15 protein-coding genes are annotated in these 20,604 nt (G+C 65.6%); 9 read left to right on the forward strand and 6 right to left on the reverse strand.

The window, feature by feature from the left end; all coding sequences use genetic code 11:
• The first annotated feature begins 4 nt into the window (after positions 1-4).
• Entirely contained in the window at positions 5-1,054 is a 1,050-nt protein-coding gene (locus EAH73_RS00220; protein WP_140464303.1) for an adenylate/guanylate cyclase domain-containing protein, read from the forward strand.
• 81 nt (positions 1,055-1,135) lie between these two features.
• On the opposite strand, the gene EAH73_RS23275 is transcribed toward EAH73_RS00220, so the two are convergent.
• The 4 genes from EAH73_RS23275 to EAH73_RS00240 all read right to left on the reverse strand — a co-directional run bounded on the left by EAH73_RS23275 (position 1,136) and on the right by EAH73_RS00240 (position 8,295).
• Positions 1,136-4,366 carry a cyclic nucleotide-binding domain-containing protein gene (locus tag EAH73_RS23275; RefSeq protein ID WP_170214064.1) on the reverse strand — a complete coding sequence of 1,077 codons (3,231 nt, stop codon included), beginning with the start codon at positions 4,364-4,366 and terminating at the stop codon, positions 1,136-1,138.
• A 161-nt stretch (positions 4,367-4,527) separates the two neighbouring features.
• Entirely contained in the window at positions 4,528-5,487 is a 960-nt protein-coding gene (locus tag EAH73_RS00230; RefSeq protein WP_140464304.1) for a YitT family protein, read from the reverse strand.
• Between the two features lie 78 nt (positions 5,488-5,565).
• Positions 5,566-7,737: an ATP-binding protein gene (locus EAH73_RS00235; RefSeq protein WP_140464305.1), complete on the reverse strand. Its 2,172-nt coding sequence runs from the start codon at positions 7,735-7,737 to the stop codon at positions 5,566-5,568.
• A 57-nt stretch (positions 7,738-7,794) separates the two neighbouring features.
• Positions 7,795-8,295: a hypothetical protein gene (locus EAH73_RS00240; RefSeq protein WP_140464306.1), complete on the reverse strand. Its 501-nt coding sequence runs from the start codon at positions 8,293-8,295 to the stop codon at positions 7,795-7,797.
• 562 nt (positions 8,296-8,857) lie between these two features.
• Between EAH73_RS00240 and EAH73_RS00245 the strand changes: the two genes are divergently transcribed.
• From EAH73_RS00245 to EAH73_RS00265, 5 genes are all read left to right on the forward strand, one after another.
• Positions 8,858-9,445, forward strand: coding sequence for a (2Fe-2S)-binding protein (locus tag EAH73_RS00245; protein ID WP_140464307.1), 588 nt, complete (start codon positions 8,858-8,860; stop codon positions 9,443-9,445).
• A gap of 6 nt (positions 9,446-9,451) precedes the next feature.
• Entirely contained in the window at positions 9,452-10,489 is a 1,038-nt protein-coding gene (locus EAH73_RS00250) for an FAD binding domain-containing protein (protein ID WP_140464308.1), read from the forward strand.
• A gap of 6 nt (positions 10,490-10,495) precedes the next feature.
• Positions 10,496-12,766: a xanthine dehydrogenase family protein molybdopterin-binding subunit gene (locus EAH73_RS00255; protein WP_140464309.1), complete on the forward strand. Its 2,271-nt coding sequence runs from the start codon at positions 10,496-10,498 to the stop codon at positions 12,764-12,766.
• A 331-nt stretch (positions 12,767-13,097) separates the two neighbouring features.
• Positions 13,098-13,631 carry a 5-(carboxyamino)imidazole ribonucleotide mutase gene (gene purE / locus EAH73_RS00260; RefSeq protein WP_140464310.1) on the forward strand — a complete coding sequence of 178 codons (534 nt, stop codon included), beginning with the start codon at positions 13,098-13,100 and terminating at the stop codon, positions 13,629-13,631.
• A gap of 23 nt (positions 13,632-13,654) precedes the next feature.
• On the forward strand, positions 13,655-14,878 hold the full coding sequence (locus EAH73_RS00265; protein WP_140464311.1) for a 5-(carboxyamino)imidazole ribonucleotide synthase: 1,224 nt from the start codon (positions 13,655-13,657) through the stop codon (positions 14,876-14,878).
• Positions 14,879-14,963: 85 nt separating this feature from the next.
• Here the strand turns inward: EAH73_RS00265 and EAH73_RS00270 are convergent, their stop codons facing one another.
• Positions 14,964-15,842, reverse strand: a complete 879-nt coding sequence (locus EAH73_RS00270; protein WP_140464312.1) for an NmrA family NAD(P)-binding protein — start codon at positions 15,840-15,842, stop codon at positions 14,964-14,966.
• A 90-nt stretch (positions 15,843-15,932) separates the two neighbouring features.
• Positions 15,933-16,805, reverse strand: a complete 873-nt coding sequence (locus tag EAH73_RS00275; protein ID WP_140464313.1) for an AraC family transcriptional regulator — start codon at positions 16,803-16,805, stop codon at positions 15,933-15,935.
• A 117-nt stretch (positions 16,806-16,922) separates the two neighbouring features.
• Between EAH73_RS00275 and EAH73_RS00280 the strand changes: the two genes are divergently transcribed.
• The 3 genes from EAH73_RS00280 (at position 16,923) to EAH73_RS00290 (ending at position 20,407) form a co-directional block, all read left to right on the forward strand.
• Positions 16,923-18,065, forward strand: coding sequence for an XdhC family protein (locus tag EAH73_RS00280; protein WP_161599393.1), 1,143 nt, complete (start codon positions 16,923-16,925; stop codon positions 18,063-18,065).
• A gap of 521 nt (positions 18,066-18,586) precedes the next feature.
• Entirely contained in the window at positions 18,587-19,684 is a 1,098-nt protein-coding gene (locus EAH73_RS00285) for an alkene reductase (RefSeq protein ID WP_140464315.1), read from the forward strand.
• 108 nt (positions 19,685-19,792) lie between these two features.
• Positions 19,793-20,407, forward strand: coding sequence for an NTP transferase domain-containing protein (locus EAH73_RS00290; protein ID WP_161599394.1), 615 nt, complete (start codon positions 19,793-19,795; stop codon positions 20,405-20,407).
• Positions 20,408-20,604: the final 197 nt, after the last annotated feature.

Here is a 20,604-nt window from a genome sequence, read left to right on the forward strand (position 1 = left end):
CCCCATGACAACCAAAATACTGGTGGTGGACGACGAGGCCGACCTGGAGCTGCTCATCAAGCAGCGGTTCCGGCGCAAAATCCGGGAAGGGGCCTACGAGTTTCGGTTTGCGCGCGATGGCGAGCAGGCCCTGGCGCGGGTGGGCGAGTGGCCCGAGCTCGACGTGGTGCTCACCGACATCAACATGCCCGGCCTACTCGACGGGCTGGCGCTGCTGCCCCGCCTGGCCGCCGCCAACCCCGTGCCGAAGGCCGTGATGGTGTCGGCCTACGGCGACATGGCCAACATCCGCACGGCCATGAACCGCGGGGCCTTCGACTTCGTGTGCAAGCCCGTGGACTTTGCCGACCTGGAGCTGACCATCGACAAGGCGGCCCGGCAGGTAGCGCAGTTGCGCCAAACGCTGCGCGCCATCCAGGAAAATAACATTTTGCGGATGTACGTGGACGAAACCGTGCTGAACGTGATGACGCGGCCCGACTACCAAACCACCTTCACGGCCAGCGAAACGGTGACGGCCACGGTGGTGTTCATCGACATCTGCGGCTTTACGGCCCTGGCCGAAGTGCTGGCCCCCGCCGACGTGGTGACGCTGCTCAACACGTACTTCGACCAGGCAGTGCGCGAAATCATCGCCCAAGGCGGCTACGTCGACAAGTTCATCGGCGACGCCATCATGGCCGTGTTCCGGGGCGAATTTCACCTCGACCGGGCCGTGGACGCGGCCCTGGCCGTGCGCGCCGCCGTGCAGGCCCACGCCACCACCCTGCCCGACGGCCGCACCTACCAGCCGCAGCTCTCCATCGGCCTCAACGCCGGTGAAATGGTGTCGGGCAACATCGGCTCGGCCTCCCTCAAGCGCTTCGACTACACCGTCATCGGCGACGCCGTGAACCTGAGCCAGCGCCTGCAAGCCGCCGCCGCCCCCGGCCAAATCATCATCACCGCCGCCGTTTTCGAGCAGGTCAAGGAATCTTTCCAGTGCCTCCCGCTCAAGGAAGTCAGCTTAAAACACAAGGCCAAGCCGGTGATGATTTACGAAGTAGTGGCTTGATTAAGCGCTCAGCATGACGGCCTGGGGGCCCTAGTGTCCTGGCCCCTAACGGCCTGGGGCCCTAGCCCCTACCCTACTCCCTTACGCCACCACCGGGGGCATCTTCTCGTTTTGGCGGCGCAGGCGCTGGCAGAGCACGCGCAGCACGTTGCGGCCCACCTCGGCGCACTCCTCCATCACGTCGTAAAAATCTTCCTGGTCGATGCGGAAGGCCGCCACGGGGCCCTGGGCCACGGCAGAGGCCGAGCGGGCCTCGGCGTCGAGCAGGGCCAGCTCGCCAAAAAAGTCGCCCGGGCTGAAGGTGGCCAGCGGCCGCAGCCCGTCGAAAATGCCCACCTCGCCGGTGCACACAATGAAGAGCGAGGTGCCCAGGCTGCCCTTGGCGAAGATTTCCTGGCCCGGGGCGAAGGCCATTTCGCGCATGATGGGCTCGATGGCGGCCAGGACGTTTTCGGGCGTTTGGGCAAACAGGGCGGTGCCCTTGAGCAGGCGCACGCGCTCCAAGGCCGAGGCGCAGGCGGGCGAATGATCGGAGGAAGGGGCCATGAGCAGGGCGGCAGCGCCGGGAAATTCGGTGAGCAATACATCGTAGGCGGCGGGGCGCAGCACCGGCAGCTGGCGCAGCAGGGCCCGGGCGCTTTCCTGCACCAGCAGCCCCTCGGCCAGCAGGTGCGGGTAGAGGTGGGCCACGGTGGCCGGCTGGGGGTGCCAGCGGCGCAGGGCCACGCCCACCGTCCAGGCTGAAAACGCACCCAGGCCCCGGCGCACCACCAGCGCCGGCAGAGCCTCGGGGGCCACCAGGGGCCCCAGCAGGTCGTTAAACACCAGTACCTTATCGCGCAGTCGGCCCGCGTCGAGCATGGCTTGCAGGCCCTGGTAGAGCGGGCGGGGCAGCAGGTTGTCGAGCATTTCGAGGGCGTTGGCCTGCCGCTCGCCAGCGGTGTGGGCCGCCCCGCGCTGCGCGTCGAGGATGGGCTGGCGCTCATACAGCTGCGCCAGGGCGCCAAACAGGCGCTGCTGGCCCTTACGCAGCTCGTAGCGCAGGGCCGCCCGCAGCTCGGCGTCGGCCGCGGCCATGCCGTGCAGTAGGTGCTGGGCAAAGCGTAGCTCCTCCTCCACCAGGCGCTGGAAGCCCGGCGCATCGGCCCCATCAGAGGCGAAGGCGGTGAGGGCCCGCAGCGCCGCCGCCCGCCCCGGCAAGTGGGGACCCTGGGCCGTGGCCACCAGCAGCTGCCGGGCGGCGGGCGTGCCTTGGTGGGCGCAGGCCTGCGCCACGCGCTGCAGGCGCCGCCCGTCGGTTTCGCGCGCCAGCACGTCGCCCAGCACCGGCAGGGCCGCCGCACCCGCCCCGGCCAGGGCCGCGGCGGCCAGCGGCTGCACGGCTTTGGTGTGCAGCAGGGCCACCAGCTGCGCCAGCACGGCGGGCGTGGGCGCGGCGGCGGCGGCCCGCACGGCGGCCTGCACCAGCGCCGGGTTGGGGCCCCGCAGGCCAGCGGCCACGGCCTCGGCTTGCGGCCCAGGCTCTAGAAAACCTGCCAGGGCGAGGCACGCGAGGCGGGCGGCGGGGGCGGCATCGGCGGCCAGCGCGGCCAGGCTGGCGCGGGCCAGGGCGTCGGCCGGGGCGGCTTCGAGGCGGCCGCGCAGGGCCCCCTGGCGCGCAGGCCAATCGGGGTGGCCGAGCAGGGCATCGGCGGCCGGGTGGGGGCCGGCCAGGCGGGCGGCCAGTTCGCGCAACGCGGGGTCGGGGTCGGCCAGGGCGCGGCGGCAGAGCAGGGCGACGTCGGCGCGGGGCCCCAGCAAGGCCAGGGCGCGGGCGCGCACCCGGCCGTCGGGGTGGCCGAGCAGCGCCTCGGCGTGGGGGGCCAGGGCGGCGGGGCCCGCGTATTGCAGGTGGGCCAGGGCTTGCAAGGCCGCGGCGGAGGCGGGCGCATCAGCCGCTTCGGCGGCAGCAGTGGCCTCCGCGGCATCGGTGGCTGCGGCAGGCACGGGGCCGCCAGGGGCCCCGGCGGGCTCCCTGGGGGCCCCGGCGGCTTCCGCGGGGGTGCCGAAGCGCAGGCCCAGCGCGCCCCGCAACTCGTTCAGGTACTGGCCATAGGCGCGGCGCAGCAACACCAAGGCCCCCAGCAGTAGCGCGGCCATCCAAGCCAGCGGCAGCCACTGGCCCAGCGCCGCGGCCCGGGGCAGCGCCAGCAGCAGGGCCCCCAGGGCCAGGCCCAGCGGCTCGTACACGCCCTTGGCCTGGGTGTGGCCGGCCAGGCGCGCCGGCGGCGAGAGCGGCTGAAACAGCACCAAAAACACGGGCTCGAACACGGCCCGGCGCAGCACTTCCAGCCCCAGGTACAGCCCGCAGAAGTACGCCAGCTGCGCGCCCGGCCCCGCCTGCGCCGCCCACAGCACCCCAAACAGCCCGATGCCCGCCAGCGCCGCCAGTGGCAGCACCAGCAGCGCCCGCCGCACCCCCAGCCAGTCGAGGCCGCGGCGCGCAAACAGCAGCTTCAGGCCCGTGGCCAGCAGGTAGGTAAGCACCAGCACGCCGCCCACGTATTGCAGCACGGGCCCCTGGCCCTGAAACTTGTACTTCACGTTTACCAAAAACAGGTACTCCACCCCCACCGCCGCCGCCGCCAGCGCCAGCAGGCTGAGGCCCAGCGCCCGCACCAGCGCCTGCCCTCCCGCCGCCGGGGCCCCGTGCGCCGCCGGGGGCCCCGGGCGGGCCGCGGCCTGCGCCCGGAACGTGGCCCGCTGCACCAGCAACGCCAGCAGGTAGGCCCCAAAGGCCGTGAGCAGCAGCCCGTACAACGCGTGCTGGGCGTGCACAAACACGGCCAGCCCCGCCCCCAGGGCCTTGGCCGGCAGGTCGCCGGCGCTGATGACGCCGAACAGCCGCCGCCCCTGCCGCACGTTAAATACCACCGCCGACATTCCCCAAAACTCCAGGCTTGTCAGCAGATAAATTAGCCGGTAGCCCGCCATGATGGCCACCGCCGCCCCCACCGAGGGCCCCCACCGCAGCAGGGCCCCCAACACCAGCACCAGTACGGCCGCCGCCGCCAGGGCCCGCCCCGCCAACCGCTGCAGGGCCCAGTGGTGCTCGGCGCGGGCGTACAGCCGGCCAACGGCCAGCGCCGCCAGGGCACCCGCGCCGTAGGCCAGCGGCAGGGTACGCGCGGGGTCGTGCGCCAGCAGCAGCACCGTGGCCGCCACGTACACCAAAATGGTGCCCGTGCCCAGCAGGAAATTGTGGGCCGCAAACAGCCCCACGGCTTTCATCTCGCCCGGCCGCACCCCCAAAAAACGATGCCATCTTTCCATCGGTAAGCTGCTGGTTGGGGGTGTTGATTTATGGGCGAGGCAAGTTTTTTTATTATGATTTCGCAGGTTTTGTCATGCTTCCTTCGTCGGCATGACAAAACCTATTCGGGCAGCTTATCCGTGGCAAACCAGCTTCTTAATTAGCCTCCTTGTGTAGTTATCTAGTGCAAGGCGCGCCTTTTAATTAGCCCGCCCTTAATGTCGCTCACGCTGTGCTGCACGATAAAGGCGCGGGGGTCAATTTTATTAATCTCGTCAGTCAAAGCCATGATTTCCAGGCGGGTGACGACCGTAAAAATGGCCTCTGCCTTCAGGTGCTGGGCCCCGTGCGAGCCGTAGCCCTGGGTGACTTCGTAGACGGTGGCGCCGCGGTGCAGGCGCTCGGTGATGAGCCGGCGGATTTCGGGGCTGTGGAACGAGATGATGGTCAGGCCGATGTATTCCTCGATGCCCACGAGCACAAAATCCACGGTTTTGGCCGCCGCCAGGTAGGCCAGCACCGAGTACAGCGCCGTCTCAACGGAAAGCAGCCAGGCCGCCACGCCAAAAATTAGCACGTTGATGACCAGCACAATGTCGCCGATGGACGCGGGCAGCTTGCGGGTGAGGTACACGGCCAGGATTTCGGTGCCGTCGAGCACGCCGCCGCCGCGCATGGCCAGCCCCGAGCCGGCCCCCAGAAAAAAGCCTCCGAACACGGCAATCAGCAGCTTGTCGTGGGTGAAGGGCGGCACCGCCACCACCGCCACGGCCCCCGCCAGCGCCAGGATGGCCACCAGCGTGCGCGCCGCAAACGCCCGCCCCAGCTGCCGGTAGCCCAGCACCACAAACGGCACGTTGATGACCACAATCAGCAGCGACAACGAAATGTGCGTCAGCTGGCTAACCAGCAGCGCGATGCCCGTCACGCCCCCGTCGATGAACTCGTTGGGTAGCAAAAAGCCCTTCAGCCCCACCGCTGCCGAGGCCACGCCCGCCAGCAGCAGCCCCGCCCGGAGCACCTGCGCGCCCACCGCTCCCCACCGGCCCGGGGCCACGGGCGGCGCAGGGGGCGCCGGGGCAGGCGCCCCGCCGGGGGCCCCGGGGCGAAAGCGCAGCGCAAGCGGTGGATTGGGCAGCATGGGCGAAGGGCTAGGGGCCCTAAAAGTGAAGTAGGTTTAAAACTATAATGTGTAATATATAAATAAATTAATTTTAATCTACTCCGCCGCCGCTGCCGCCGGGAGGGTGATGGTGAACTCGGTGAACTCGCCCTCCTGGCTGGCCACGGCCAGCGTGCCGCCGTGGCCCTTGGCGATGATGTCGTAGCTCAGCGACAGGCCCAGGCCGGTGCCCTCGCCGGTGGGCTTGGTGGTGAAAAAGGGCTGGAATATTTTCTCGCGCACGGCCGCCGGAATGCCGTTGCCGTTGTCGCGCACGCGCACGCGCACCGTGCCGCCGGTGCGCCGCGTGGCCACGGCCACCTGGGGGCGGTAGGCCGGGCCGGCGGTTTTGGCCTTCTCGGCCACGGCGTAAAAGGCGTTGGTGAGCAGGTTGAGCAGCACCCGGCTCAGGTCTTGGGGCACCACGGGCACGGGCCCCAGGCGCGGGTCAAAGTCAGTTTTCAGCTCGGCGTTGAAGTCCTTGTTTTTGGCGCGCCAACCGTGGTAGGCCAGGCGCAAGTACTCGTCGGCCAGGGCGTTGAGGTCGGTGGGCTGGCACTCGCCGCTGCGGGTGCGGGCGTGCTCCAGCATGTTCTTCACGATGCGGTCGGCGCGGTGGCCGTGCTGGTGAATCTTGGCCTGGTTCTGGGCCAGGGCCTGCACCAGGGCCCCAATGGCCGGCCCGCCTTCGGCCGAAAGCCGCTCTTTGGCCAGCTCCGCCTCCAGCTCAGCCACCAGCTCCACGCTCAGGTCGGCGAAGTTGGTGACGAAGTTGAGCGGGTTCTGCATCTCGTGGGCCACGCCGGCGGTAAGCTCGCCGAGCGAAGCCATTTTTTCGCGCTGCACCAGCTGGTTCTGGGTGGTTTGCAGCTCAGTAAGGGTGCGGTCGAGGTCGTCGCGGTGGGCGGCAATTTCCACGTTCTTCTCGCCCAAGCGGCGGTTGGCGCGCTGCTTGAGGAAGATGTTGCGCAGCAGCAGGCCCACCACCAGCACCACGCCCCCCAGCCCTACCAGCGCGGCCAGCATCTGCTGGCGCTGCCGGTAGGCTTTCTGGGCCGCAATTTCCTGGTCTTTCTTCAGCAGCACAATCTGGGCCTGCTTCTTGTCCAACTCGTAGCCGTAGCGCAGGGCGCTGGTGCGGCGCTGGGTGTCCTCGCCCGAGAGCGTGTCGTTGTAGGCCATCTGCAAATTGCGGTAGCGGTAGGCCTGCGCAAAGTCGCGCCGCTGCGCGTAGGCCTGCGCCAGGATGTCGCCCGCGTTGCGGATGTTCTCGTTGCTGCGCGACTGCTGGCTCAGGGCCAGCGCGTGCCGGGCCAGGGCCACGGCGCTATCGGGCTGCCCGGCCAGCACGAAGCCCCGGGCCAGCATCAGCTCCACCGAGGGCAGGTTGTACTGGTCGTGCGTGGCCCCCACCAGGGCCCGGGCGCGCCGCCCGTGGGCCAGCGCCTCGGCTTGGTTGCCTTGCAGGCCATACACCTCGGCTAGGTTGGTTTCGTCCACGGTTTCGCTCGATGCATCGCCCAGCTCCCGGCTCAATTGCAAGGTTTGCTGGTGGTAGAACAGGGCCCGGGGCCAGTTTTTAAGCCGTTGGTAGGCGTTGCCCAAGCCACTTAGCGCCAGCGAAACGCCTTGCCGGTCGCCGGCCTGCCGGCTGCTTTTCAGGGCGGCCCGCAACATGGGCAGGGCCTCGGCATAGTTGTCCATCTTGCAGTAGATGTCGCCGATGTTGGCCTGCAAACTGGCCTGCGTTACCCCATCGCCGGTTCGCTCGGTCAGGGCCAGGGCCTTGAGGGCCACGGCCAAGGCCGGCACCAAGTCGCCCTGCAGCTTATCGACCCGGCTCAGCTGGAGCCCTGCGCGGGCAAGCCCCCAGCGGTCGGCACGGCCCGCGAAGAAGCGTTGTGCCTCGTGCGCATAGCGGCGAGCATTAGCATAATCGGTTTGCCGGCGGTGCAGCATGCTCAGGGCCAGCAAAGCTTGGCCCTCTCCCGTAGGGTCGGCCAGTTGCCGGGCCAATTGTAGAGCCTTGGCGCTCAACTGAGTTGCCTGCGGGGCATCGGTGGTTTTAAGCTCCTGCGCCAGCGCTTGCAGCCAGCGCACCCGCGTGGTATCGGGCCGGGCCGGCGTGCGCAGCAGCTGGCGCAAGCTGTCAGCTCTGGGCGTCTGGCCCGCGGCGGGCAGCGCGCACACAACCCAGCACAAGAGCAACAAAATGGCCAACAATTTCATGCGGGGGCCCTAAAAACCGGAGTGCACCACTGGGCCGGTACATCGGCCGAAACCGTACTATGCTTTAGTGGGTGGATTATGGTCTACTGCAAGTACGCCCACTACATCAGAGTTGCTAAGCTTTGCGTTGTCCTCATTCAAATAAAAGCTGCCGAACCTGACGTACTCTATTTTTATCGCTCGACCAATAAATGCATCCCGGTAGACAGGAAGTGTAGTAACTGGGTCTTTTACTTTCAACCCAAGGCACTTAAAATCACCAATCAAAGCATCAAATTCAGTCCCTGGGGCAGCTTTAAGGAAAATATCATGTCCGGCTGGGACAACGGTCTGACCCCGCTGCAAGTCCACGCCAGATTCATTATTGCCCCATTTTGCTTCGTCAGCTTCGTCTACGGTTGACACAGGATCCCCAGATTTTAGCAGATCAGGTTTGCCTAAGCTTTTGGTAAATATTTGCACTGTTCTGACCCATTTATCGTCGGAAACAAACGTAGATGGCAGCACGTGGACCGTATCTATGACGGACGAAGGATCAGGATTTAGGTAGTCTGCCATGGCTGGAATGGTGGGGTTTGTTAGTTGACGTTAAGGGAATTGTTAAACGAGCGGATTATGGTCCACCGCACTCTGTATAGTGGCTGCTTCAGTTGCTTCGGCGGCGGATTGGGAAGGGGCTGTGTCTGCTTCCTGCGCATCGTTGGGATCTGGGCCCCGGGTAGTTTCCATGAGTGGGTTGGATGAGGTGGAGAGCACAAGAAAAAGCAAGGCCTAAATATAGGTTTATTATTTTATATATAAAATATATGATTCTTAGATGCGTCCACTATTCCCCACGGCTGCAAAAATTCTACCACTGTGCCGGGGCCCCAAACGGGCATCTACGCACCCAAGCCCCCCGTTATAACTCCCGGTATATCACCAAAATTTTGGTTAGGGCCCCGTGGCTCACTTGGCGCTAACAGCTGCTAACGAGCAGGTAAGCAGCTGACCGTAAAGGCATTCTGCATTTACCATGGCGCTTAACGCAATTAGGAATTAGTCTAAATATTGCCGGGGCCCTAACTACCCTACAACCGCCGCGTAGGCCAAGCATTGACCAACTCATTGCTTGAATTTTATGAGCTTACACTTCACCCAGGAGGCGCTCGACAAAACGCCGCCGACCATCGTGCCCACCCAGCCCGTGACGCTGAACGTCAACGGCGAAGACCATACCATCCAGATTGCGCCCTGGACCAGCCTGCTCGACGCCCTGCGTGAGTACATGGACCTCACCGGCACCAAGAAAGGCTGCGACCACGGCCAGTGCGGGGCCTGCACTGTACTGGTTGACGGCAAGCGCATTAACTCGTGCCTGGCGCTGGCCACGGTATACCAGGGCAAGCAAATTCAGACCATCGAGGGCCTCGGCTCGGAAGACAATCTGTCGCCGCTTCAGCAGGCATTTGTGGACCACGACGCCTTCCAGTGCGGCTACTGCACGCCGGGCCAGATTTGCTCAGCCCAGGGCCTCATCAACGAGGGCCGTTGCAAAACCGAGGACGAGGTGCGCGAGCACTTGAGCGGCAACCTCTGCCGCTGCGGCGCTTACACCAACATCCTGAGTGCCGTGATGGAAGTGCTCCACGACGGCCAGGTAGTGGTGGATAACGGCACGCTGGTCACCATTCCGGCCCAGCCATCAGCATCTAGCTCCGTTAATTAATTCGCTATGAACAGTTTCACCCTTACCCAAGCCACGGCCGCCGACGAGGCCGTGCGCGACCTTACCAGCCACGACGGCGCGGCCTACCTGGGCGGCGGCACCAACCTCGTGGACTTGATGAAGTACAACCTGGAGCGCCCCAGCCACCTCACCAGCCTGGGGATGCTGCCGCTCGCCGACATCACGGGCCTGCCCGACGGCGGCCTGCGCCTGGGGGCCCTGGCCACCAACGCCGACACCGCCTGGCACCCCGAGGTAGAGAAGCGCTACCCCCTGCTGAGCCAAACCATCCTGGCCGGGGCCACGCCGCAACTTCGCAACGCGGCCACCAACGGCGGCAACCTCAACCAGCGCACCCGTTGCTACTACTTCTACGACTTGGCCGCGCCCTGCAACAAGCGCGAGCCTGGTACCGGCTGCTCGGCCCTCACCGGCCCCAACCGCGTGTGCGGCGTGCTCGGCACCAGCGACAGCTGCATCGCCACCCAGCCTTCGGATATGTGCGTGGCCCTGGCCGCCCTGGAGGCCGTGGTGCGCGTGCAGGGCCCCGATGGCGAGCGCACCATCAAGTTTCAAGACTACCACCGCTTGCCCGGCGACCAGCCCGAGAAGGACAACACGCTGAAGCCGGGCGAGTTGGTAACGGCCATCGATCTGCCCGCCGAGGGCTACGCCGACCACTTTGTGTACCTCAAGCTGCGCGACCGCAGCAGCTACGCCTTTGCGCTGGTGAGCGTGGCGGTGGGCCTAAAAATGAACGGCGATACCATCGAAAAAGCCCGTTTTGCCCTGGGCGGCGTGGCCCACAAGCCCTGGCGCGACCAGGCAGCCGAGCAGCTGTTGGAAGGCCAAAAGCCTTCTCCCGACCTGTTTCGGCAGGTGGCCGCCAAGGTGTTTGCCGAAGCCAAGGGCTACGGCGAGGGCTCGCTGCACAACTCGTTTAAGATTGAGCTGGGCAAGCGCGCCATCGTGCGGGCCCTCAAGCAGGCCACCGAGATGCAGTACGAGGTGAACCCCAATGCTTTTTTGAATTCTAATCCGTAAGTTATTATGAGTCAGACTATCGCAACCCCGCCCACCGTGCGCTTGGATACCGACGTTATTGGGCGGCCCGTCAGCCGGCCCGAGGGGCCGGCCAAGGTAAGCGGCGCGGCCAAGTACGCGGCCGAGTTCAGCGTGACCGGCCCGCTGTGGTACGGTTACATTGTGAGCAGCCCCATTGCCAAGGGCAAAATCACCAAAATTTACGCCGACGAGGTGTTGGCCATTCCGGGCGTGCAGCAGGTGTTCTCGCACGAGAATGTGCCCTCGCTGGCCTGGTTCGACCGCAGCTACAAGGACCAGGTGGCCCCCGGCGGCTCGCCCTTCCGGCCGCTGCACGAGCCCGAAATTCAGTTCAGCCAGCAGCCAGTGGCGATGGTGGTGGCCGAAACCTTCGAGCTGGCCCGCTACGCGGCTTCGGTGCTTCGCATCGAGTACGATGTAGATGAATTCAACACCGATTTGAAGGCCGCTGCCTCGAAGTCGTTCGACGCCCCAAAGGGCAAAACGGGCTTCTTGCCCCCGCCCAAGCCCAAGGGCGACATGGACGCGGCCTACGCCGATGCCCCGCACAAGGTGAGCGGCGAGTACACGCACCGGGCCCAAATGGCTAACCCGATGGAAATGTTCGGCACGACCATCGACTGGCTGGGCGATGGCAAGAAGATGAAAATCTACGACAAGACGCAGGGCGCGCCCAACGTGCAACAGTACCTCACCAAGATTTTTGGGCTGAGCAAGGAGGAAGCGCGCATCATTTCGCGGTTCACGGGCGGCGGCTTTGGAGCAGGACTGCGGCCGCAGTACCAGGTGTTTATGGCTGTGCTGGCGGCGCTGGAGCTCGAGCATTCGATACGCGTGGTGATGGACCGCTCGCAGATGTTCAGCATGGGCCACCGCCCCCACACCATCCAGAATCTGCGCCTGGCCGCCGATGATAAGGGCCACCTGCAAGCCTTGGAGCACACGGCCCTGGCCGAAACCTCGCAGTTTGAGGAAGAGACCGAAACGGTGGTAAACTGGTCGGGTATTATGTACAACTCGCCCAACTCGAAATTCGACTACCAGCTTACCCGCATCGACGTGAACACGCCGGCCGACATGCGCGCCCCCGGCGCGGCCACCGGCTCGTTTGCCATCGAAAGCGCTATTGACGAAATGGCCTACGCGGCCGGCGTGGACCCGCTCGATTTCCGCCTGCTCAACTACACCTACGAAGACCCCACCGAAAATAAGCCCTTCAGCAGCAAGCGCCTCGATGCCTGCTACCACGAAGGCGCCGCCCGCTTCGGCTGGGAGCAGCGTACCCCCGAGCCCCGCTCGATGCGCGACGGCAACATGCTGGTGGGCTGGGGCATGGCCGCTGGCTGCTGGGATGCCTCCACGCAGAAGGCCGCCGCCAAAGCCATTCTGCACGCCGACGGCACCCTCGTCGTCAACAGCGCCACCAACGACCAGGGTGCTGGCACCTACGTAATTATGACCCAGGTGGCCGCCCAGACCCTCGGGCTGCCGATGGCACAGGTGAAGTTTAACCTTGGCGATACCGAGTTTCCGGAAGCCCCCATCCAGGGCGGCTCCTGGACGGCCAACTCGGTGGGCACGGCCGTGCAGAACGCCTGCCAGGAGGTCGGCAAAAAGCTGCTCAAGCTAGCCCAGGACATGGACGACTCGCCCCTGAAAGGCGTTGATTTTGAGGACGTGCAGTTCGCCAACGGCTGCCTGCGCGCCAACGAGGACGTCAGCCGCTCGGTGGCCATTACCGACATCCTGGCCGCCAGCGGCGAGGCCAAGATTGAGGCCGACGGCAAAGCCGGCCCTAACCCCGCCAACCTACTCAAGTACTCGATGCACTCGCACAACGCGGTGTTTGTAGAGGTGAAGGTGGACGAAGACCTGGGCACTGTGCACGTCACGCGCGTGGTGGATGCCGTGGCCGCCGGCCGCATCCTGAACCCCAAGACGGCTCGTAGCCAGGTATTGGGCGGGGTAGTGTGGGGCATCAGCATGGCCCTGATGGAAGAGGCCTATCTCAACAACGACCTGGGCCGCTACGTCAACCACAACTACGCCGAGTACCACATCCCGGTAAACGCCGACATCAAGAAAATCGACGTGATTTTTGTGGAGGAGGAAGACCACATCGCCAGCGCCATCGGCGTCAAAGGCGTCGGTGAAGTCGGCATGCTGGGCGTAGCCGCCGCCATCTGCAACGCCGTGTACCACGCCACCGGCAAGCGCGTCCGCGAATTGCCGCTGACGATTGATAAGCTGCTGTAAGGTTGAATTAAGTTGAGTGCAAAAGCGCCCCGTAGCCATTACAGCTACGGGGCGCTTTTCTATTTAACCTAATCCTCAACTCACCCAAGTAGCCTGGGCCGAAGCCCGTGTTTTTCAGTGTTCGCCTCGAATCTTAGGCTACTGCTTAGACTGCCACAGTAACTTTGCGGCCATAGTGACGGGCTTCTCAGCGAAGGCCCGTTGTGCGGATGGGACCACGCGCGGCCCAATAGCCAGCTGTCCGGATGCGGATTTTAGCCCGCACTTACGCCCAAAAATCCGTTTTTTCGACCACCCAGGGCGGCTCCGCCCCCTTACGATAAGGCTTACCATGAGTACCCTTAATACCTCCAACACTCCTAGCCCCAGCGCTACCCCCGGCAAGCCAGTGGTTGGCGTGGTCATGGGCTCCAGCAGCGACTGGGACACCATGCAGCACGCCGTGCAGATTCTCACCGACTTTGGCGTGGCCCACGAAGCGCGCGTGGTATCGGCCCACCGCATGCCCGACGACTTGTTTGCCTACGCTGAGCAGGCCGGCCCGCGCGGCTTGCAGGCCATTATTGCCGGCGCGGGGGGGGCCGCCCACCTGCCTGGTATGCTGGCCGCTAAAACCACCGTGCCCGTGCTGGGGGTGCCGGTGGCCAGCCGCCATTTGCAGGGGGTCGATTCGCTGCACAGCATCGTGCAGATGCCCAAGGGGATACCCGTGGCCACGTTTGCGATTGGCACCGCCGGGGCGGCCAATGCCGCGCTGTTCGCGGTCAGCCTGCTGGCCCTGCACGACCCGGACCTGGCGACCAAGCTGCTGGCCTTCCGCGCCGCCCAAACCGAAGCCGCCCGCAACATGACGCTGCCCGTATGAGCGCCGATAGTCACGCTACCGCCATGGCCCCAATTTTTCCCGGCAGTGTGGACGCTGCGGGCCGGCCGGCTACCCTCGGGGTGCTGGGGGGCGGCCAGCTGGGCCGGATGTTTGTGCACGCCGCCCAGCGCCTAGGGTACTTCACCGCCGTGCTGGAGCCCGACCCGCAAAGCCCGGCCGGGCTGGTGAGCCACCACCACATCCAAACCAACTACGACGACCCGACCGGGCTGGCCCAGCTGGCCCAGCTGTGCCAAGCCATCACCACCGAGTTTGAAAACGTGCCGGCCCAGGCCCTGCAAACGCTGGCGCAGACCCGCCCCGTGGCGCCGGGCGCGGCCGTAGTGGGCATTGCCCAAGACCGTATCGAGGAGAAAGCCCACTTCGCGGCCTGCGCCGAAGTGTCGGGGGTGACCTGCGCGCCCTATGCGGTGCTCGAAACGCCGGCCCAGCTCCAGGCCGTGCTGGACGAGCGCGCCGATTTACTGCCCGGTATCCTGAAAACCGCGCGCATGGGCTACGACGGCAAGGGCCAGGTCCGCGTGAAGACCGCCGCCGAGCTGGCCGCCGCCTGGGCCGAGCTGGGCGGTGTGGCCTGCGTGCTGGAAAAAATGCTGCCGCTCGCCGCCGAGTGCTCGGTGCTGGTGGCGCGCGGCTGGCACGGGCAAGTCGTCAGCTTCGCCCCGCAGCGCAATGTGCACGAAGCAGGCATTTTGGCCGTAACCCACGCTTACGAGGGCGCCATGCCCGCAGCCCTAGCCGATAGAGCCCGCGAGGCGGCCGTAGCCATCGCGCAGCACCTCGGCTACGTCGGGGTGCTGTGCGTCGAGTTTTTTGTAGTAGACGACGGCAGTGAGCACGGCGGCCTGGTAGTCAACGAGATGGCCCCGCGCCCGCACAACAGCGGCCACTACACGATAGACGCCTGCGATGCCTCGCAGTTTGACCTCCAGGTGCACGCCATGGCGGGCTTGCCCTTGCCCCAGCCGCGCCAGCATTCCCCGGCCATTATGCTCAACCTGCTGGGCGACGTGTGGTTTGACGCCAGCGGCCAGCCGCAGGAGCCAGCCTGGTACGCCGTGCTGAGCCTGCCGGGCGCGCACTTGCACCTCTACGGCAAGCTGGAGGCGCGCGCCGGCCGCAAAATGGGCCACCTGACCATTACCGGCCCGGACGTCGCCAGTGTCAAAACCGTGGCACGCCGCGCCGCGGAATTGCTCGACTTGCCGGGACTGGACGCCATTTAGGTACACCGAATCAGAAAAATGTCCGTCGTGCTGAAATACCGAACTTGCTCCTAAGAAGCTTTCTCACAACCTGCTGCTTGCCGCGCTAAAAAGCCGCCGCGAATTCCCGGGCGAAATCCTCTAGCTTCACCTGGCCCAGGACGGGCTTGTGCTGCTCGTAATCCTCGCCCAGGGCCCCGGTGCGGATGCTGGCGTAGATGTCTGCGATTTCGGCGGCGCGGTCGGCGGGCAGGCCGTGGTTGGTTAGGTTGTGTTGCATCTGGGTATCGGTGAGGGCCACCCAGGGCAGGGCGGGCTGGCCGATGGCGGCCCCCAGCACCTGGGCCACTTCGTCGGCGGTGCGCTCGTCGCTGGCCACGTAGCGCACGGAGCGGCCGGGGGCGGCGGGCGTGGTCAGCTCTTCGGCGGCGGCGGCGGCAATGTCGCGCTGGTGCACGAAGGCCACGCGGGTGCTGCCAGGATAATTAACGCCGATAACGCCCGCCGCTCTTATCATACCAATAAAGCTCAACATATTGGTGTAGAACGAGGTGGGTCGCAGGTAGGTGAGCGCCAGGCCCGGTACCTCAGCCAGAATACCCTCCACATCGTGCGAGCCCAGGATGCCGCCCGTGCCCGCCGCCCGGTGCGCCCCCCAGCTGCTGAGCAGCACCACGCGCCGCACCCCGGCCTGCTGCACGGCCTCGGCGTAGCTGCGGCCGATGTGGCGGTGGTAGGCCCGCGAGTCGGCCACTGCAAAGTTGGGCGGCACCATGAGGTACACGGCATCGGCCCCGGCAAAGGTGGCGGCCAGAAAAGCCGCATCGTCGACCGAGCCGATGGCGGCGCGGGCCCCCAGGGCCCCAATGGCCGCCTGCCGGCCCGCCTGGCTGCTGATCACCGTAACGGCGTGGCCCTGCTGCACCAGCAACGCGGCAAGCGGCTGGCTGATGTTCCCGAGAGAACCGGTGAGAATGATTTTCATGCCACAAAGCTCCGGCCGGCGGGTACCCGCCCAAAGGGCCAAACGGCGGCAATATTGGGCCAAACGGCGGGGGCCCGCGTGAGCAAAGCGCTACGCCCCGCCCTGCCGGTAAGCGGCCGGCCCTACCCCCACGTGGTTCCGAAAAAACCGGCCGAACGCCGATTGGTCGGCGAAGTGGAGCGCGTCCGCAACCTGGCCGATGGTGAGAGCGGGGTTTTGCAGCAGCACGCGGGCCTCCAGCAGCACGGCCTCGGCTAGCCAGGCCAGGGCGGGCTTGCCGGTGGCTTGCTTAATAGTTTCGGCGAGGTGCTTGGGCGTGATGCAGAGTTTATTGGCATAAAAAGCCAGGCCACGCTCGTTGGCGTAATGACTGTTTACCAAAGCTTTAAATTCGGCGGCGATGAGCTGGCTACGCGTCTGCACGGCTTTCAGCGAAACGTGCTGAGCGCTATAAATAGGCGCCGTTTCGTGCAGTAGAATGTGGATGAGGCTGCGCACAATTTCCGTGCGGTAAGCGTGAGGCGCGTTGTATTGCTGCCCGATGGCCCGCAGCAACTCCGCGATGCGCTCGGCCGGCGCCGGGGGTAGCTCAAACACGTGCCGGGCATCGCGCTCAAAAAACGCGAACGCATCGGGGCTGGGGCCGCCGCCGGCCGCCACAAATTCCTTGGTAAAGAAAACACTCAGCGCCTCCATATCGGCCGCCATGTAGGGCCACTGCTTGATGGCGTAGGGCGAGAGCAGCATCAGCGACCGGGGCCCCAGCTCGTAGGTTTCGAGGTTGACTTGCAGGCGGGCGCTGCCGTGCAGGCACAGTCCGATTTTGTAGTAATCGCTGCGGTAGGGCCGCTCGATGGGCAGCCTCGCCGGTGCCGAATCGGGCCCCAGAAAGAAAAAATCCGCCGGCGCTGCGGCGGGCTCACCGAGGGCCGCCAGTGGGTAAACGGGAATGGGTGCGGGCATAAGGGCCAAAGTACGCGCCGCCGGGCGCGGGGGCCCCGAACCATGCCGGCAGGCGGGCGGTTGTTACAACCCCGCCCCGCCACCGGGCGTACTGCCCCCGCGCCTCTTTTTTTGCTCATGACCGAATTACAACGGCTCTTTATTGCCTACGACCAGCACCGCGCCACCGCCCGCCCCTGCGCGCTGGCCACCGTGGTGGAGGTGCTGGGCTCGGCCTACCGCCGCCCCGGCGCCCGCATGCTCGTGACCGAAGACGGCGAGCTGACCGGGGCCATCAGCGGGGGGTGCCTCGAAGGCGATGCCCGGCAGCGCGCCCGGCGGGCCATTTTTCGGGGCGAGCCAGCCCTTGTTACCTACGACACGCGCGACGAGGACGACCCGCGCCACGGCCTGGGCCCCGGCTGCCAGGGCGTGGTGCGCATCTTGCTGGAGCCCCTCGATTTCGCCAACCCCGACAACCCGCTGGAGTTGCTGCGCGGCTTTGCCCAGCACCCCGCCCCCGCCGTGCTGGCCACCGTGTTCGAAACCGACGCCAGCGGCCTGAAAGCCGCCGTGGGCCAGCGCGTGCTGCTCTCGGAGGCCGGCGTAGTGCGCGGCACGCCGCTGCTGGCTGCCCCGCTGGCCGCCGCCGCCCGCGCCACGCTGGCCCAGCGCCAGCCCCATATCCTGACCATCGAAACCGATGCCGGCCCAGTGCGTGCCTCGCTCGAGCTGTTGCTGCCGCCCCTGCGCCTGGTAGTGTACGGCGCCGGCAACGACGCCCAGCCGTTAGTGCACCTGGCCGGCTCGCTGGGCTGGCACATTACGGTATTCGATGGCCGACCCAACCTGGCCACCACCGCCCGCTTCCCCGAGGCGGCCACCGTGCGCATCGTGCCCGTAGCCGAGCTCGAAACTGCCCTGCCCGACCCGCTGGCCTACCACGTGCTGCTCAGCCACAACTACGCCTACGACCTGGCCGCGCTGCAAACGCTGCTCACCTCGCCCGCGCCATACATTGGCTTGTTGGGCCCGCGCCTCAAGGCCCAGCGCCTGCTCGACGAGCTGGATACCGCGCCCGTGGCCTTGGTGGCGCAATTGCGCGAGCGCCTGCACAGCCCCATCGGCCTCGACCTGGGCAGTGAAACGCCCGAGGAAATCGCCCTGGCCATCGTGGCCGAGATTCAGGCGCAGCACAGCGGGCGGCAGGGCCGGCCCCTGCGCGAGCGCGCCGGCACGGTGCACATTCCGGCGGCCGACGCAGCAACTATTAACCAGTAATTATTACCGGCAATAACAACCAGGCCCCCCACCGGGGCTGCATAGCAGCCAGGTAAACCACTGGGGCCCTAAAGGCGACGCTTACCAAAAAACGGCGGCGGTTTAGATGCGGCAGAGTGGCCGGGTGCATTGCCCGAAGGGCTTCGTCGGGCCACTCTTATGATTGAACAGGACCCCTGTACTTTAATCAGAGCGGCCCGGCGATTGGAAAAGTCGCTGGACCACCCTCGCTTTAGGTCACCACTAAAAAATATAATGCGGCCAGTCGTATTTCCCCGCCCCTGTTTGCGGCAGAATTAGGGCCCCAGGCGTTTGTAACCAAACCCATTACAATACAGTCCGTTACCAGGCCAAGCGCCCGTTCGTGGGGGCCCCAAAGGGCGAGCTAAGGTGCTTGCAAACAGGCCGGTTCCCTGGCCACTGTGGGCCTGCGGCCCAAACAAAACGGGCCCATGGCTGCTTACGAAGCGCTTCCAGCCGGAAGCCTTTCCCTTATTTATTCATTACCGCACCAAATCAAAATGGCTGAGCAACCGCTTCTGACCCCCTTTCATTCCGATAAGCTAAACTTGCGCAACCGCGTTGTGATGGCCCCCATGACGCGCAGCCGCGCCGACAACCCGGGCAACGTGCCCAACGACCTGATGGTGACCTACTATGACCAGCGCGCCACGGCTGGCCTCATCATCACGGAGGGCACTTATGTCAACCGGGAGGCGACGGGCTACATCAACGTGCCCGGCATCTACACCCCCGAGCAGGTGGCGGGCTGGCAGAAAATCACCAGTGCCCAGCACAAGCTGGGCGGTAAGATGTTTGTGCAGTTGTGGCACGTGGGCCGCGTGTCGCACCCCGACTTGCTTGACGGCGACCTGCCCCTGGCCCCCTCGGCCATCAACCCCCACGACAAGGTGTACACGCCCACCGGCTTCCAGGGAACGGTGGAGCCCCGGGCCATGACCACGGCGCAGATCAAGCAAACCGTAGCCGACTTTGCACAGGCCGCCAAAAACGCCATCGAAGCCGGCTTTGACGGCATGGAGGTACACTCCTCGAACGGTTACCTGTTCCACCAGTTTTTCAACGGCACCAGCAACCACCGCACCGACGAGTACGGCGGCTCGAATGAGAACCGTGCCCGCTTTTTCTTCGAGGTGCTCGACGCCATCAAGGCGGCCGGCGTGGACATGGGCAAGGTGGGCGTGCGCCTCAACCCCTCGCTCGACGGCCTGTTTGGCATCACGATGGACGCCGACACCATCCCCACGTTCGACCTCATTATCAAGCGCCTCAACGACTACGGCCTGGCGTATCTGCACCTCAGCGAGCCGTTTACCGACGTGAGCAAAATCCCGTTTGCGGAGCCGCACATCGCCAAGCACTACCGCCCCATGTACCAGGGCACGCTCATCATCAACGGCGGCTTCGACCAGGAAAAAGGCAATAAAGTAGTGGCCGACGGCGACGCCGACCTGGTGGCTTTCGGCACCCTCTACATCTCCAACCCTGATTTGGTGGAGCGCTTCGCTGAGCACGCGCCCCTGGCCGAGGGCGACAAGGACACCTTCTACACCCCGGGCCCCAAGGGCTACACCGATTACCCCAAGCTGAACGACTAACCGGCAACGGCTAGTTTTGGGCCGGCGGTGGGCTGGTTGCGGGTTGCCTGCCGGGCAATGCGCAACCAGTTCGCCGCCGGCTTTTTTGCGCCCATTCTTCTTCCGGTTATGGATTCGCTACCGCTCATTACCCCGCCGGCCGCCGCCATTGTTTTGGCAGCCGGCAATTCCAGCCGCCTGGGCCAGCCCAAGCAATTACTTGTGTACCAAGGCGAAACCCTGTTACACCGGGCCGTGCGCACGGCCCTGGCCGCCGGATACGCCCCCGTGGTCGTCGTGACGGGGGCCCTGGACGCCGAGCTGCGCCTCGCTGTGGCCGGCCTCCCCTGCCAGGCCGTGCACAACCCCGGCTGGGCCGCCGGCATGGGCGCCTCCATCCGGGCGGGGCTGGCCGCGCTGGGCCCCGCGGCCACCGCCGTGCTCGTCATGAGCTCCGACCAGCCGCTGATCGAAGCCGCGGCGCTGGCCGCTCTGGCCCAGCACCAGCAGGCCACTGGGGCCCCAGCCGTGGCCGCCGCTTACGCAGAGGCGTTTGGCATCCCGGCCCTGTTCGCCGCCGGCGCGCTGGCCGGCTTGCGCAACCTCCGCCCCGAGCAGGGCGCCAAGCCGCTACTAGCCAGCTACGGCCCCACCCTGGCCCTGGTGCCCATCCCGGAAGCCGCGTTTGACGTGGACACGCCCGCCGCTTACCAGGCCCTGCTGGCCCATCGGGGCCCTAAATAAGGCCCTGGGCGCTTGCTATTTTTTGGGTTAATGGGCGTGTCTCCGAATTAAGAATCGCTTAAACAAAGCCGTTATGCTTGGCTGCGCTCAGCATAACGGCTTTGTTTTGTCGTTTTTCCAGCTCGGGAATACGTCTAATTTCTAATTATTAGGGCCCCCAGAACAATGTGTTTTCACATCGTTCTGGGGGCCCTAAT

Origin of the sequence: Hymenobacter nivis, from assembly GCF_006439025.1 — a bacterium.
Taxonomy (GTDB): domain Bacteria; phylum Bacteroidota; class Bacteroidia; order Cytophagales; family Hymenobacteraceae; genus Hymenobacter; species Hymenobacter nivis_A.

Coding starts and splice junctions, on each gene's coding strand:
- EAH73_RS00290 (WP_161599394.1), top strand. CDS start 19,793: ATGGATTCGCTACCGCTCATTACCCCGCCGGCCGCCGCCATTGTTTTG.
- EAH73_RS00235 (WP_140464305.1), bottom strand. CDS start 7,737: ATGAAATTGTTGGCCATTTTGTTGCTCTTGTGCTGGGTTGTGTGCGCG.
- EAH73_RS00280 (WP_161599393.1), top strand. CDS start 16,923: ATGACCGAATTACAACGGCTCTTTATTGCCTACGACCAGCACCGCGCC.
- EAH73_RS00240 (WP_140464306.1), bottom strand. CDS start 8,295: ATGGCAGACTACCTAAATCCTGATCCTTCGTCCGTCATAGATACGGTC.
- EAH73_RS00285 (WP_140464315.1), top strand. CDS start 18,587: ATGGCTGAGCAACCGCTTCTGACCCCCTTTCATTCCGATAAGCTAAAC.
- EAH73_RS00270 (WP_140464312.1), bottom strand. CDS start 15,842: ATGAAAATCATTCTCACCGGTTCTCTCGGGAACATCAGCCAGCCGCTT.
- EAH73_RS00250 (WP_140464308.1), top strand. CDS start 9,452: ATGAACAGTTTCACCCTTACCCAAGCCACGGCCGCCGACGAGGCCGTG.
- EAH73_RS00245 (WP_140464307.1), top strand. CDS start 8,858: ATGAGCTTACACTTCACCCAGGAGGCGCTCGACAAAACGCCGCCGACC.
- EAH73_RS00220 (WP_140464303.1), top strand. CDS start 5: ATGACAACCAAAATACTGGTGGTGGACGACGAGGCCGACCTGGAGCTG.
- EAH73_RS23275 (WP_170214064.1), bottom strand. CDS start 4,366: ATGGAAAGATGGCATCGTTTTTTGGGGGTGCGGCCGGGCGAGATGAAA.
- EAH73_RS00265 (WP_140464311.1), top strand. CDS start 13,655: ATGGCCCCAATTTTTCCCGGCAGTGTGGACGCTGCGGGCCGGCCGGCT.
- purE (WP_140464310.1), top strand. CDS start 13,098: ATGAGTACCCTTAATACCTCCAACACTCCTAGCCCCAGCGCTACCCCC.
- EAH73_RS00230 (WP_140464304.1), bottom strand. CDS start 5,487: ATGCTGCCCAATCCACCGCTTGCGCTGCGCTTTCGCCCCGGGGCCCCC.
- EAH73_RS00275 (WP_140464313.1), bottom strand. CDS start 16,805: ATGCCCGCACCCATTCCCGTTTACCCACTGGCGGCCCTCGGTGAGCCC.
- EAH73_RS00255 (WP_140464309.1), top strand. CDS start 10,496: ATGAGTCAGACTATCGCAACCCCGCCCACCGTGCGCTTGGATACCGAC.